This is a genomic window from Spirulina major PCC 6313 (assembly GCF_001890765.1).
GTDB lineage: Bacteria > Cyanobacteriota > Cyanobacteriia > Cyanobacteriales > Spirulinaceae > Spirulina > Spirulina major.
The window spans coordinates 2588713-2602720 of sequence record NZ_KV878783.1; the positions used below are offsets into that span (position 1 = coordinate 2588713).

Below are 14008 nucleotides of genomic sequence, written 5' to 3' on the forward strand. Positions count from 1 at the left end.
GAAGGTCTATGCAGCTGGTTAAGCCCGCTTGAGCACGCCTTTTTCGCATTGTTGGGGCACAACATCGGTGATATCGGTTTGGGCGCAGTAGCGGATATCATCGAGGAGATCTAAGCGCATCAGGCGTTGGCCGTGGCTGGCGTGGCTAAAGAGGGTGACGAGATCCTCTTGCCACTGTTGATAGAGTGCGATCGCGCCGAGGGCTTCATCATTCCCCAACATCTCCCCCCCAGCCGCTTCATAGAACGGCAACGCCACCGCCCCCGCACAAACCGTATCTTCCAGGGAATAACTCCCCTGCCAACCCGACCCCACCAGCCACACTGTTTCCGGTTGATGATCCTTAAGGGCATTGACCACCGCTTGGCGGTTAATCTGCGCGGCAGTGAGCACTAAGGGCGCATCCTCCACACATTGCAGGGCACGAGTGCCGTTGGTGGTACTCAAAAAGAGGCGTTTATCCTGGACGAGGGAGGCGGTACAAGCGAGGGGAGAGTTCCCTAGTTCAAAGCCATCTACCTGTTGGCCGCCCCGCTCCCCGGCCCGGAGTCGCTGCTCAGCGGGCCAGGCCGCGCTGACTTGGGTGAGAATGTCTAGGTCGCGGAAGGCTTGCACCGCTTCCGCTCCGGCGGCGAGGGCTGTGGCGATCGTCGTGGTGGCGCGGAGCACATCGATCACCACGGCACAGTCCGGGAGGTGATCGGTCGGGGTCAGTTCAGGGGTGTGATAAACAAAGATTTTCACGGGCGTTGGGGGATAAAAAGGGAAAGGGCACGCTTATCTTACGCGAGAAACATACCGAGTGTATAGTCTATCCTAACGAGTTGTATCATTTATGATTCCCTATCCTTCAGGCTCTCCCTCAAGGGCAACCTGCGGAAATCCAGTGAGAAACTTTAAAATAAGACTTGTAATCGTCACACCTTACCGAGTATCCCTCATCGCATGAAGAAGCACTTTTACCCCAGAGCGTCGGCGGCGACTCGCAAGCGTTGGCACGTTGTCCTCGGCCTGACCTTGGCGAGCTTGTTGCAGTGGACGATGCCCCAAGGCGCGATCGCCCAAGACGAACAACCCAATACGCTCTCCTACAGTCAACTCTTGAAGCAAGTCGATGAGGGCAAAGTTCAAAGCATTGAATACGACCCTGAAACCGGCATGGGGAAAGTCACCCTCGCCGGAGAAGGCACACAGAGCTACAGTGTAGACCTCTTCCAGGACAACCCAGAACTGATCCAACGGGTGCGGGCCAACAATATCGATTTCTCGGTCAAACCCTCCGCCGACCACAGCGCCACCGTGGGACTCTTGGCGAACCTGGCCCTGTTGGTGATTATTTTTGCGGTGGTGGTGATGGTGTTGCGCCGTTCTGCGTCCTCGTCGGGTCAGGCGTTTTCCTTTGGGCGATCGCGGGCCCGCTTTCAAATGGAAGCCAAAACCGGCATTGTCTTCGACGACGTAGCCGGCATTGACGAAGCCAAAGAAGAACTCCAAGAAGTCGTCTCCTTCCTCAAAGAAACCGAACGCTTCACCTCCATCGGCGCTCGCATCCCGAAAGGTGTCCTCCTCATCGGCCCCCCCGGAACCGGTAAAACCCTCCTCGCCAAAGCCGTCGCCGGGGAAGCCGGTGTTCCATTCTTCAGCATTTCCGGCTCAGAATTTGTCGAAATGTTCGTCGGGGTTGGGGCCTCACGGGTGCGGGATCTGTTTAAAAAAGCCAAGGAAAATGCCCCTTGTTTGATTTTTATTGATGAAATCGATGCCGTGGGTCGCCAACGGGGCGCAGGCATCGGCGGCGGCAATGACGAACGGGAACAAACCCTAAACCAACTCCTGACGGAAATGGACGGCTTTGAAGGGAATACCGGCGTGATCGTGATTGCCGCCACCAACCGCCCCGATGTCCTCGACACGGCCCTGCTGCGTCCCGGTCGGTTCGATCGCCAGGTCATGGTGGATTTACCCGATCGCAAAGGTCGCCTCAAAATCCTCGAAGTCCACGGCCGCACCAAAAAACTCGCCGCCGATGTGTCCCTCGAACTCCTGTCCCGCCGGACTCCTGGCCTCGCCGGGGCAGACCTAGCCAACCTCCTCAACGAAGCCGCCATTCTCACCGCTCGCCGCCGCAAGGACGAAATTTCCGGCCAAGAACTCGAAGATGCCCTCGATCGCATCACCGTCGGCCTCAAAATGAAGCCCCTCCTCGACAGCAAGAAAAAATGCATGACCGCCTACCATGAACTCGGTCACGCCCTCCTCGCGACCCTCCTTGAACATTCCGACCCCCTCAACAAGGTGACGATTATCCCCCGTTCCGGCGGCATTGAGGGCTTCACGGATCAAGTGCCCGATGAAGAAGTGGTGGATAGTGGCCTGTATACGCGGGCGTGGATTCTCGATAAAATCACCGTGGCTCTAGGCGGCCGAGCGGCGGAAGCCGAGATTTTCGGGGATCTCGAAATCGACAGCGGTTCTGCGAGCGACATCAAAAAAGTCACGGATCTAGCCCGGCGGATGGTGACGCTTTACGGAATGTCTGAACTGGGACAGGTGGCCCTCGAAACCCCCAACGGTCAACAGGTGTTCTTGGGTGGGGATGATTGGAATCGCTCGGAATATTCTGAGGCCGTGGCGGCGAAAATTGACCACCAAGTGCGCAATATTGCGATGCACTGCTACGATCGCGCCCGCCACCTGATTCGGGAACATCGCCCCTTGATGGATCGCTTAGCCGAAGCCCTGCTCGAACAGGAAACCATCGAAGGTCAGGACTTCCGCAAGATCGTCGCGGAATACACCCAATTACCCTCAAAGCAACGCAAGTTAATGTTGGCGAAATTGTAACTTCCGGGCTTCGACTCCGCTCAGCCCTCGGTTCTGAACTTGTTGTGTGAAAGGCAGCGCACCCTGAGCGGAGTCGAAGGGTAAGTGTCCGGGCTTCGACTCCGCTCAGCTCTCGGTTGTAGCCCTCGGTTGTAGCCCTCGGTTTGGTCTATTGTTTCGAGTTGAGTTAACCATGTCGATCGCCTCTCTTCCCCCTGGCCCTACCCATCCGGGTCTCTGGCAAACCCTTGAGCTTGTCCGCGACCCGATCGCATTTTTTGACCGCTACCAACGGCAGTATGGTCACACCTTTACAACGCGAGTGTTGGGGCCGAAGTCGCCCCCGGTGGTGTTTACCGGAGACCCAGAGTTCGTGCAGGGGGTGTTTACTGCGCCCATTGATACCTTTGCCCTGGGGAAGGTGACCCATGTGTTTCGCCCCTTAACCGGCGATCGCTCCTTGATCATGCTTGACGGGGCGGAACATCTGCGCCAACGAAAATTACTGATGCCGCCGTTGCATGGCGATCGCATGAAAACCTACGGCGATCTGATTGTGGCCATCACGCGCCAGGTCTTGGCTCAGATTCCCACGGGGCAGACACTGGATCTGCGATCATCCCTGGCGGATATCACCCTGCAAATTATCCTGCGGGTGGTGTTTGGCGTGGAACCGGGGCCGCGCTACGATGCGTTAACTCAGCGGATCAGTGCGCTTCTTGATGCGATCAGTGATCCGTTCTATTCCAGCCTGTTCTTTTTCCCGGTGTTGCAGCAAGATTTGGGGGCGTGGAGTCCCTGGGGGCGATTTTTGCGACAGCGGGAGGGGATTGATCGCCTCGTCTATGCAGAGATTCGCGATCGCCGCGCCAGTCAGGAGGACAACCCCGATCGCGCCGATATTCTCAGTCTGTTGTTAACCGCCCAAGATGAAGCGGGCCAGGGAATGAGCGATCGCGAACTCCACGATCAACTAATGACCCTGCTGTTATTGGGTCACGAAACCACCGCCTCAGCCCTAGCCTGGGCGATTTTATGGAGTTACGAAGACCGCGATCGCCGCACTCGGTTGCAAAACGAAGTCACCGACGCGCCCCCCGATCGCCTCGCCGCCCTCCCCGACCTCAACGCCGTTTGTCACGAGGCCCTCCGCATCTATCCCATCGCCCTGATTGCTCAACCCCGCATTGTGAAAGAACCCTACGCCCTGGGGGATTATATCTGCGATCGCGGCACAGTGTTGATTCCCTGCGTTTATCTCGCCCACCGCGTCCCGGCAACCTATCCCAACCCCACCCAATTCAATAGCGATCGCTTCCGCACCGGCAAATTCAGCCCAGCGGAATTCTTCCCCTTTGGCGGCGGCCATCGGGGTTGCATCGGGATGGCCTTTTCCCTGTTTGAAATGAAACTGATCCTCGGTACGATTCTCCAACAATCCGACCTGCACCTCATTCCCCCCGACCAGATTCGACCCCAGCGGCGCGGCATCACCTTCGTCCCGGCGGGCGGTGTGACGATGAAACGCACAATCCCGGTTTAAGGGCTACCTTGGGGCGATCGCAACCCAGAAACAAAACCCTCATTATAATTAGTGATTAAGCATGAATGCTCACTGATTATTAATTGCGTTTGAGTCTGGCGAGCATGATGAATTATTTTGAGACTGCCCGATCTTTTCGTTCTTGATTAATCCGAATTATTGTTCTGAGCAGTCAAAAAATCGCCCATCCAGAATCATGATTTTTCCATGTAATGGGCTTGATTTCAAAACGTTATAACCCTAATTCAGCCAAAGGTGCAGATTAAAACTTCTCAGCGTTGGGGATTTTTGGTTTTTCTTGAAGGTAATGGAGAACAGTTAATGGTGCTAGATAATCATCTCTATATCCCCCACGGTCATTGTTATTTGTGGCAAAAACCTTTAGTATCTCTGCATTTTATTTCCGATGGCTTGATTGCGATCGCATACTATTCAATCCCGCTGTTATTGTTGTATTTTCTATCCCAGCGGCGAGACGTGCCCTTTCCCCGTGTCTTTATCCTCTTCAGTGCCTTTATTGTGGCCTGTGGTACAACCCATCTGCTCGCGATTTGGACGCTATGGCATCCCATTTATTGGATTGCGGGAATGGTCAAGGCGATCACCGCCTTTGTGTCGGTCTGGACGGCCGGAGCGATGGTGCAGATTATTCCCGCCGCCCTCACCCTCCCCAGCCCCGCCCAATTGAGCGCCATCAATCTGCAACTGGCGGCGGAAATTCAAGAACGCAAAAGCATCGAAGCTGAAATTCGCCGCCTCAACGCCGAACTTGAGCAGCGAGTCAGCGATCGCACCGCTGCCCTCCGTGAAAGTGAACAACGATTTCGCCGCATGGCAGACCATGCCCCCGTCCTGATTTGGGTCACCGACCCCACCGGACAATACACCTATTGCAACCAAACCTGGCTCATCTTCACCGGCTGTAGCCTAGACGAAGAACTTGCCCAGGGTGGGTTAAGCCATGTCCATCCCGACGATATTCAGCACTGCCGCACCATTCAGGAACAAGCCCTCACCGAACAAAGCCCCTTTGAACTGAACTATCGTCTGCGCCGGGCCGATGGGTGTTATCGCTGGTTGTGGGGTCAAGGCGTGCCGCGTTTCACCGACCACGGAGAATTGATTGGCTATATCGGCTCCTGCATTGATATCCATGACCATGAATTAGCCAAAGCCCGCCTGGATAGCCTCCTCAACAGCTTGGATGATGTGATTTGGTCGATGGAAACCCAGATCGGGCAGATGGTGTATGTTAACCCCGCCGTCGAGAGGGTATTTCACTATACCGCTGCTCAGTTTTATGCTGATTCAGACCTCTGGTTTCAGATCATTCATCCCGATGATCGCGACACCCAAAAACAATATTTACAAGCCTTATCCCCTCTCGACACGTACGACCATGAATATCGGTTTTATCGACCCGATGGCGAATTGCGCTGGGTGCGATCGCGAGCCAAAGCCCTCCGTAGCGAAGACGACCAAGTGACCCGCATTGATGGCATCACCACCGACATCACCGACCAAAAAATCGCCGAACAAACCGCCCAAATGCTGATGCAATCCATTCCTGATTTGTTGATTCGCATGAATCAAAGGGGCGACTATCTCGAAGTGATCAACCAAGATAATCTGATCCTTTGCCAACCCCACCTTTTAAAAGCAGGGCATAACGTTGCCGATGTCCTGCCGGCAGCGATCGCCGCAGAACGGATGGCCTGTGTTCACAATGCCCTCGCTACCCAACAGACACAATCCCACGAATACACCCTCAACATTGATCACCACATTCGTGAACAAGAAGCCCGTATTATTCCTCTCCCCAATGCTGAAGTCCTTGTGGTGATTCGAGACATTACCGAACGCAAGCGCAATCAATTAATCCTAGAACAGCAACTCCAGCGCACCTTACTCCTGCAACAAATTACTGATGAAATTCGCCATAGTTTAGACCCGCAAAATATTTTCCGTACCACCACACAACTCGTGGGCACAATCTTCAAAGTCGATCGCTGTTTAATCCATAGTTATGACACCAACGCCCATACCGAAATTCCCTTGATGGCTGGCTATCATACCCCCACCGTCACCCTGTTAACGGATCAAAAAATCGCCGTAGTTGGCAACCCCTCCATTGAGCAACTGCTCCAAACTGAGGACGTGATTATTTCAGAAAACGTGCTGGAAGATTCGCGCTTAGATGCGATGCGATCGTATTTTGAGCAGTCTCAGGTTAAATCATTTTTGGCGATCGGAACTTTTTATAAAGATCAACCCAACGGTATTATTTGCCTTCATCAATGTGACCATTATCGTCAGTGGAAAAGCACCGAAATTGAACTCCTAGAAGCCGTCGCCGCCCAGGTGGGCATTGCCCTCGCCCAAGCTCACCTGCTCACCCAAGAAACCGAACAGCGCAAAATCCTCAGTCAGCAAAACATCGCCTTAGAAGCAGCCACCAAAACCGCCAATGCCGCCAACCAAGCCAAAAGTGAATTTCTCGCTAACATGAGCCATGAAATTCGCACCCCAATGAATGCAATTCTTGGATTTTCCTACTTACTCAATGACAATATTGCTGATTTACAATGTCAATCCTATATCCAATCAATTTTAGCAGCCGGTCGAACCTTACTCGCCCTGATCAATGATATTCTTGACCTCTCTAAAATTGAAGCCGGAAAATTACCCATTGTTTACGAAGTGGTCAATATTCCCGGCATTATCGAGGAAGTCTGTCAGATTTTTTCCCAAAAAGCGATCGATCAAAACTTACAACTCAAGACGAACATTGCCACCCCCATTCCCCCTCGGCTAGAGTTCGATCCCATTCGCCTGCGCCAAATCCTGTTTAACGTCGTGGGCAATGCCTTAAAATTCACGCCGTCAGGCTCCGTTACCATTTTGGTGAGTTTTGAACAAACCTCCGAGGCGGCTGGTACATTGTCCCTCCAGATTCGAGATACCGGAATTGGCATTGCACCGAGCCAACAGGATCATATTTTTGGGCCGTTTATCCAAAGTGACAATACCATCTCACGGCAATATGGGGGTACTGGACTCGGTCTGAGTATTACTCAACGGTTAACTGAATTGCTGGGGGGGACAGTGCAGCTTCAGAGTGTTGTGGGTGAGGGGAGTTGTTTTAGTTTTCAATTTTCGGGGGTCAAGGTTTTAAGGTCGTCCCTGTTGGGGGAGCGATCGCTGAACAGCCATGGTAATTTGAATCAATTTCCACCCCTGTCTGTGTTGATTGTGGATGATGTGTCTTCCAATCGGGAAGTGCTATTAGGCTATTTTTCCCATACCCATCATCAAGTCAGTTGGGCTGGCGATGGGCCAAGTGCGCTCCGCAAGATCCATCTGTTCGCAGTCCCGGATGTGATGTTACTGGATCTGAATCTGCCCCAGATGCATGGCATTGAGGTGTTACAGGTGCTGCGTAATGACCCTGTAACGGCTGACTTGCCGGTGATTGTGGTGACGGCGGTGTTGGATCAACAGGATAATCCAGAGTTACAGGCATTATGCGATGCGATTATTATTAAACCCATTAGTTATCTAGACTTATGGCAAGCATTGCAGACTATTTTGGGTCGGGAGACTGCGCCGACTTGGCAAGGTGATGCGGCTGTGGCGATGCCTGCGATCCACCATGTTGCAGAGTGGCCGGGCTTAATTGAACAGTTGCGCCAAGAGGAACAGTCGGGTTGGCCCCGTATCCTCCAGACGATGGTGATTCAGGATATTCAGGCGTTCAACGCTAAGCTGTTGCGGTGGGGTGAGGACTATCACTGTCCTCAGGTTGTCTATTATGCCCAGATCTCGGCAGCCTATCTGAATGAGTTTGACCTTGATGGGTTATCGAGTCATTTACAGCAATTTCCTCAACTTCAGACTCAGGTGGATCGGTATTGGCGGTGTTTGTGCCAGGTGTCGGAGTGAGAGGGCATGGTGGGGGTTGAGGTTAGGCATCGATGAGGGTGTAAACTTTGGCTTCCCAGGGGAAAATCGGTTCGCGGCCGATCCATTCCGTAAAGATCATGCGGTCTTGGGTGACTTCCCACCAGTGTTTGCCGGAGGGGGTTTGGGGCCAGGCGTTGACACGATATTCAGAGCTGGGGGCAAAGGGGTCTGGTGTGCCGTAGGCGGAGAAGTTGGCGACGACGATGACGGCGTTTTCTCCCATGCCCCGTTGCCAGACGATGACTTGTTTGCCTTCGGTGTAGTCAATTTGGAGGAATTGGGTGTCGTTGACGGCGAGGCCGGGGGCTTGGGTGCGGAATCTGACGAGGCGGGCGACGTAGCGGAAGAGGCGTTGTCGCCAGGGGTCTTGGCAGCGATCGAAGTTGACGGGATCGATTTGTTTGTGGTGGCTGTGTTCGTCGCTGAGGTCGAAATCATGTTGATCGGCGAATTCATCTCCGGCGAGGATCATCGGGATGCCGACGGCGGTAAGGAGACAGACGAAGGCGAGTTTGATCCGTTGTTCGAGGTCGGTGATGCCTTGGTTGAGGAGGTAGTTGTAGAGGCGTTCGTTGCCGAAGCCGCCGACATCGTGGGAGGTGAGGTAGTTGATGGCTTGGGTTCCGTCGGTGAAGCCGAGGTAACGACAGTCGATCAGTTTGCGGACGCTCCATTCAAAGCTGCGATCGCCCGCTGCCGGTTGGCCTAAAATCACTTGGCGGGCGATCTGTTTGAATTTCTCATTCCAGAGGCCATCGAGGCGGTTTTGGTGGATGAGGGCAATGGGAACCGAGAGTTCTTCCCCGACGACGAGAAATTGCTCGTCTGCGCCGCCGCGATCGCGCCAATAGGCCCGCGCAAAATCCCGAAATTCCTGCAAAAAGTCATAATTGCCGACATTGTTCACACTGTCGAGGCGCACGCCGTCGATGTGGTATTGCTCCAGCCAATGGGCGATGTAGAGTTTCATGTATTCGCGGGCGGGGACAAACCAGTCTTTTTTGCCAGAGAGGGGATGATAGCCCTCCACCCAAAAGTTGTATTTGAACAGATCGCCGCCGAAGCCGTCGCGATCGCCCTGCTCCGGATCATTCACCCCCCACTGCACCATGAAATCCAAAAAATTAATATTCCTGTAGGGGTTATTCCGCGCAAAGGCCATCACCGCATCAATAAACACCCGCATCCCCAAGCGATGACAAGCCGCCACCAGAGCGATTAAATCCGTCATCGCACTTGAGGCTTCTTGACTGGCGGAGCGGCCGAGATCATCATCGGCCGCGAAAAAATTCGCCGTGCCGTAGCCCCATTCCAGCACATCATCACTATCGGCCGGGGGCAAGAGTTCCAGGCAGTTTATCCCCAAGGTTTTCAGGTGGGACTGACCCGCTGCCACGGCCGGAACCTGGGCAAAATCAGGGGCGATCGCCTCCGGTTCCACCAACGCCAAAATATCCCGAAAACAGCCGATGCCTTTTCCCCCTTGGCCCGTCTGTGTCCAACGGGTGGGCAGTTCGTAGATCACCAATTGATTATTTTTCGGCAGTGCCGCCGTCGGGTGCGCCTCATTCCATATCGCCGTTTCGCCATCGGCATTACAGGGGATTAACTGCCCCCGGCCATAGCGCACCACACTGGCCGGATCACCACTGGCCACGCCGCCCTCATTGGGAGGAATTGGCGCAAGACGCGAGGGCCGCCGATCCACCGTAGCCGCGAGGGGATCGGTGCAATACAAAATTTCATTTGGCCCCGTAAATCCATAGGGGTTCACATTTTTCACCTTAAACCAATAGGCATACACTTGACCCTCGATCAGTTCACAATCCGCCGCCGCCACTTCCCACAACTCCGGAAAGTCAGGATTAGGCGCGAGGGGAATTTCGCGCAGCCCTTCACGGGTGGGAATGATGCGTGCAAACAAACCCAGCAACAAACGCGGAGCGGGTTCAGTGCAACCCGGTCGCCACAAAATAAAGTGAGTTTTGCGGCGCAACAAAAGATCTGGAATCATGACGGTCTGCGGGTGGGTTGAGGCGTTAGCTTCACGATCTTAGGCTGGGGATTGGACGAATCGCAATCCATTGCCCTAGGAATAACCATGTTCGGTTAAAAAGTCGAGAGTGATTGCATCAGAAGGTGTTGCGGTTTGTGGGGTTACCCGGAGCAATCGCTCGACATACTTGCCTAAAATATCGCCTTCAAGGTTGACCCACTGCCCGGCTTGAAGCTGGGCGAGGTTGGTGGCGTGGTAGGTGTGGGGGATGACGGCGACGGTGAACTGGCTCGCGTCGGGGTCGCAGCGGGCAACGGTGAGACTGATGCCATTGACGGCGATGCTGCCTTTGTTGACGAGATAGGGCGCGATCGCACTCTGCCATTGCTCCCGTTCTTCCGGCACAATTCCAAAGGTCATTTCCCAGGAGGTGGCGGTTTGCACCGCTGCGAGCAGTTGCCCCACCCCGTCTACATGGCCGGTGACAAAATGCCCGCCGATTTTACTGCCGACCCGCAGGGAAGTTTCTAAATTAACGGGGTCACGATCGCGCGATCGCGCTCCTAAACAGGTGCGCTGGAGGGTTTCGGGAGATGCGATCGCGATAAACCCCTGGGGCAAATACCGATCCACCGTCAAACACACCCCATCCACCGCCACACTATCGCCAATCTCCAACCCTTCGAGAATCGCTCCCGCCGCCCCCATCACCTGAATCTTCAACTGATCCGCCCCCGCCGCCTCAACCGTCCCCAATGCCTGCACAAGTCCCGTAAACATAATGTCCGATTAAACTACTGCTATCGGCTCCATTTTCCCATTGATGCCCCAAGGATAAACATCCATCCTGTTCCGTCGTGACTCATAATGGGAAGTGAGCAAAGCCCCATGGTGTTGAGATGGGCGCGGTCAGGATTCACGCCTTGCAACGATTGAACTAGGATTTACGATGGAAATTCGACGGGTTATTCTCAAGAATATTGGGTTCCTCGAAAATCTGGATATTCCCCTCGCTCCCACAGAAGAAACGTCTGGCAATATTACCATTTTTGTGGGGAATAATGGAGCGGGAAAAACCTCTATTTTACAATCAGTTGCGATCGCTCTGAGTTGGTTCATTGCTCGTTTACGCACTGAAAAATCCAACGGCAACCCAATTCCTGAAGAAATTATTCGTAACACAGCAACCACAGCAAGTATTGAAGTCAATATCGATGATTCATGGCATAAATCAGGTTCCAGTGAACCTGATTCGCAGCATTATTTTAGCTGGAATCTTGCTAAAAATAGACAGGGACGCAACCCACAATTCACAAGTAATCTTACCGGCTGCACACGCCTCGCCCATGGCTATCGTGAAACTCTAACGCATGATGATCAGGTCAGCTTGCCATTGGTGGCATTTTATCCCGTTGAGCGGGTGGTGCTTGATATTCCACTTAAAATCAGAACCAGACACACCTTTTCACAACTAGATGCCTATGATAATTCAATTAGTCAAGGGGTTGATTTTCGGCGTTTTTTTGAATGGTTTCGAGAACGAGAAGATATTGAAAATGAATCAGGAATTTCTGATCATATCTTACGGCAAATGGAACTGTTTCGAGAATCTGATAGCAAGGTCTGGCAACAATTAAATGAACTAAATGCTTCAACAAAAGATCGACAATTAACAGCCGTTCGCACCGCGATTTATCACTTTATGCCGGAGATGAGTCATTTGAGGGTTCGCCGTAAACCTCGCCTGCACATGGCAATTGATAAAAATGGCGAAACTCTGAATGTGGCTCAACTATCCCAAGGTGAAAAATCGCTCATGGCACTTGTCGGTGATATTGCCCGCCGCCTCGCCATGCTCAATCCTGCCCTTAAAAATCCCCTTGAAGGGGATGGGATTGTTTTAATTGATGAGGTTGATTTGCACCTTCATCCGTCGTGGCAGCGGAGTTTATGCGATCGCTTCATCAACACATTTCCCAATTGTCAGTTTATTTTGACCACTCATTCACCCTTAGTGATTAGCGATCGCAAAGATGTCTTGGTCTACATCTTGAATAATGGTCAATTGCATCAATTACCCTCTCCCTACGGCCAAGATGCCAACACTATTCTTCTTGATGTGATGAATACCAGCATCCGCAATGAAGCGATCGACACCCAATTAAATGATCTCTTTGATGCAATTCAAGATTCCCGATTCCCTGAGTCCCAACAGCTATTAACATGGTTAAGCGCTGAACTTCCCACAAATCATCTCGAATTAATCAAGGCTAGGTTATTACTGCGAAAACAAGAAATTCGTCATGCGAACCATTAAAAAAGGATCAGAACCTCAAGCCCTCAATACATGGAAACGACTGCATCCCCAACGTTCATATTCTGAGCTTAATTCAGATGTTCGGCAGGCTATTCGACAACAGGCTCTTGATGAACAGTTTTATTTGTGTGCCTATTGTTGTCAGCGAATTTCAACAATCAAGGATGGTCATAATGAACATCTAGAAGCACAACGTCTAAACCCTCAACGCACCCTTGATTTTACGAATATTGTCGTCAGTTGCAATACCCTAAACCAATGCGGCAAGGCTCATCAATCCCAAGCATTACCGTTAACGCCTCTGATGGCGGCCTGCGAGACGGAACTCCGGTTTAAGATTAGCGGCCGGGTGGAGGGGGTGAGCGATCGCGCCTGTGAAACAATTCGCATTTTAAACCTGGGAGATGATGAAAAAAATAACCGCGCCCTGATTGAAAAACGTAAGCAACTATCCAATGCTTTACTGTGGGCTAATAGTATTGATCCTCATGAAGGTCTAGAGGATGAGGCGTTATTAATGTTGCTGATGGCTGATCTAGCCCAGCCCCAGGGGGGGCAGCTTGAAGCGTTTGCCCCTGTGGTGATTAGTATTGTGCGGGGGTGGTTGCAATCTTTGGGATGTTAAAGCGTTGCGAGTCCGGCTAAAACCTCGGTGCTGGGGGCAGTCCAGCCGACGATACCTCCTTGGGCGGTGACCATGTTGAGGGTGGCGGATTTGAAGTCGGGGAAATAGCTGGCGGTGGCATCTTCGATCAGGAGACATTCATAACCGCGATCGCAGGCCTCGCGCATCGTCGTTTGGACACAGACTTCCGTGGTGACCCCTGTGAACAGGAGGTGAGTGATGGCGCGTTGTTCGAGTTCTTGACTGAGGGGGGTGTGATAGAATGCGCCTTTGCCGGGTTTTTGGATGACGATTTCGCCGGGTTGGGGAGTGAGTTCAGGAATGATCGCGTTGCCGGGTTCGCCTTGGATCAGGATGCGTCCCATGGGGCCGCGATCGCCAATAGTCAAGCTACCCTTGCCCCGCTTCCGTTTTGCAGGGGGACAGTCGGACAAGTCCGGGCGATGGCATTCGAGGGTATGAATCACGGTGATGCCCAAGGTGCGACAGGTGTTTAACAGGGTTTGCACTGTGGGGACGATCGCTTGTAGTTGGGTCACGTCATTGCCCAAGGCTGCCCCAAACCCTCCCGGTTCGAGAAAGTCACGTTGCATATCGATAATTACCAACGCCAATTGTGACAAGGGTGGCAGCGGATAGGGGTAGGGTTGGGCCAGGATTTCAGCCATGGGTGCATCCAAATTGCAGAAACCTTTAGCATAGGACAGACGGTTGAATTAAAACCGTACAATTCACGACGAG

At 52.9% G+C, this 14008-nt stretch carries 9 protein-coding genes; 5 read left to right on the plus strand and 4 right to left on the minus strand.

Features of this window, described 5'->3' with window-relative positions; translation table 11 throughout:
- Positions 1-18: 18 nt before the first annotated feature.
- Complete coding sequence (locus SPI6313_RS11380; protein ID WP_072621103.1) at positions 19-744, minus strand: 2-phosphosulfolactate phosphatase family protein; 726 nt, start codon at positions 742-744, stop codon at positions 19-21.
- Between the two features lie 201 nt (positions 745-945).
- Here SPI6313_RS11380 and ftsH point away from each other — a divergent pair, with 201 nt between their 5' ends.
- The 3 genes from ftsH (at position 946) to SPI6313_RS11395 (ending at position 8308) form a co-directional block, all read left to right on the plus strand.
- The gene (ftsH, locus tag SPI6313_RS11385; protein WP_072621104.1) at positions 946-2844 is read left to right on the plus strand and encodes an ATP-dependent zinc metalloprotease FtsH; all 1899 of its coding nucleotides are present in this window, start codon (positions 946-948) and stop codon (positions 2842-2844) included.
- A gap of 172 nt (positions 2845-3016) precedes the next feature.
- On the plus strand, positions 3017-4366 hold the full coding sequence (locus tag SPI6313_RS11390; RefSeq protein WP_072621105.1) for a cytochrome P450: 1350 nt from the start codon (positions 3017-3019) through the stop codon (positions 4364-4366).
- Between the two features lie 321 nt (positions 4367-4687).
- Positions 4688-8308: a PAS domain-containing protein gene (locus tag SPI6313_RS11395; RefSeq protein WP_139276620.1), complete on the plus strand. Its 3621-nt coding sequence runs from the start codon at positions 4688-4690 to the stop codon at positions 8306-8308.
- A 22-nt stretch (positions 8309-8330) separates the two neighbouring features.
- Here the strand turns inward: SPI6313_RS11395 and SPI6313_RS11400 are convergent, their stop codons facing one another.
- Together SPI6313_RS11400 and SPI6313_RS11405 are read right to left on the minus strand one after the other, a co-directional pair.
- Complete coding sequence (locus SPI6313_RS11400) at positions 8331-10343, minus strand: alpha-amylase family glycosyl hydrolase (protein ID WP_072621107.1); 2013 nt, start codon at positions 10341-10343, stop codon at positions 8331-8333.
- Positions 10344-10418: 75 nt separating this feature from the next.
- Positions 10419-11105, minus strand: a complete 687-nt coding sequence (locus SPI6313_RS11405) for a riboflavin synthase (RefSeq protein ID WP_072621108.1) — start codon at positions 11103-11105, stop codon at positions 10419-10421.
- A 169-nt stretch (positions 11106-11274) separates the two neighbouring features.
- Between SPI6313_RS11405 and SPI6313_RS11410 the strand changes: the two genes are divergently transcribed.
- Both SPI6313_RS11410 and SPI6313_RS11415 read left to right on the plus strand, forming a co-directional pair.
- Positions 11275-12642 carry an AAA family ATPase gene (locus SPI6313_RS11410; RefSeq protein ID WP_072621109.1) on the plus strand — a complete coding sequence of 456 codons (1368 nt, stop codon included), beginning with the start codon at positions 11275-11277 and terminating at the stop codon, positions 12640-12642.
- Positions 12629-13267 carry an HNH endonuclease family protein gene (locus tag SPI6313_RS11415; protein ID WP_072621110.1) on the plus strand — a complete coding sequence of 213 codons (639 nt, stop codon included), beginning with the start codon at positions 12629-12631 and terminating at the stop codon, positions 13265-13267. The genes SPI6313_RS11410 and SPI6313_RS11415 overlap by 14 nt, the downstream gene beginning before the upstream one ends.
- On the opposite strand, the gene SPI6313_RS11420 is transcribed toward SPI6313_RS11415, so the two are convergent.
- Positions 13264-13935, minus strand: coding sequence for a cysteine hydrolase family protein (locus SPI6313_RS11420; protein ID WP_072621111.1), 672 nt, complete (start codon positions 13933-13935; stop codon positions 13264-13266). The two genes, SPI6313_RS11415 and SPI6313_RS11420, sit on opposite strands and share 4 nt — an antisense overlap.
- Positions 13936-14008: the final 73 nt, after the last annotated feature.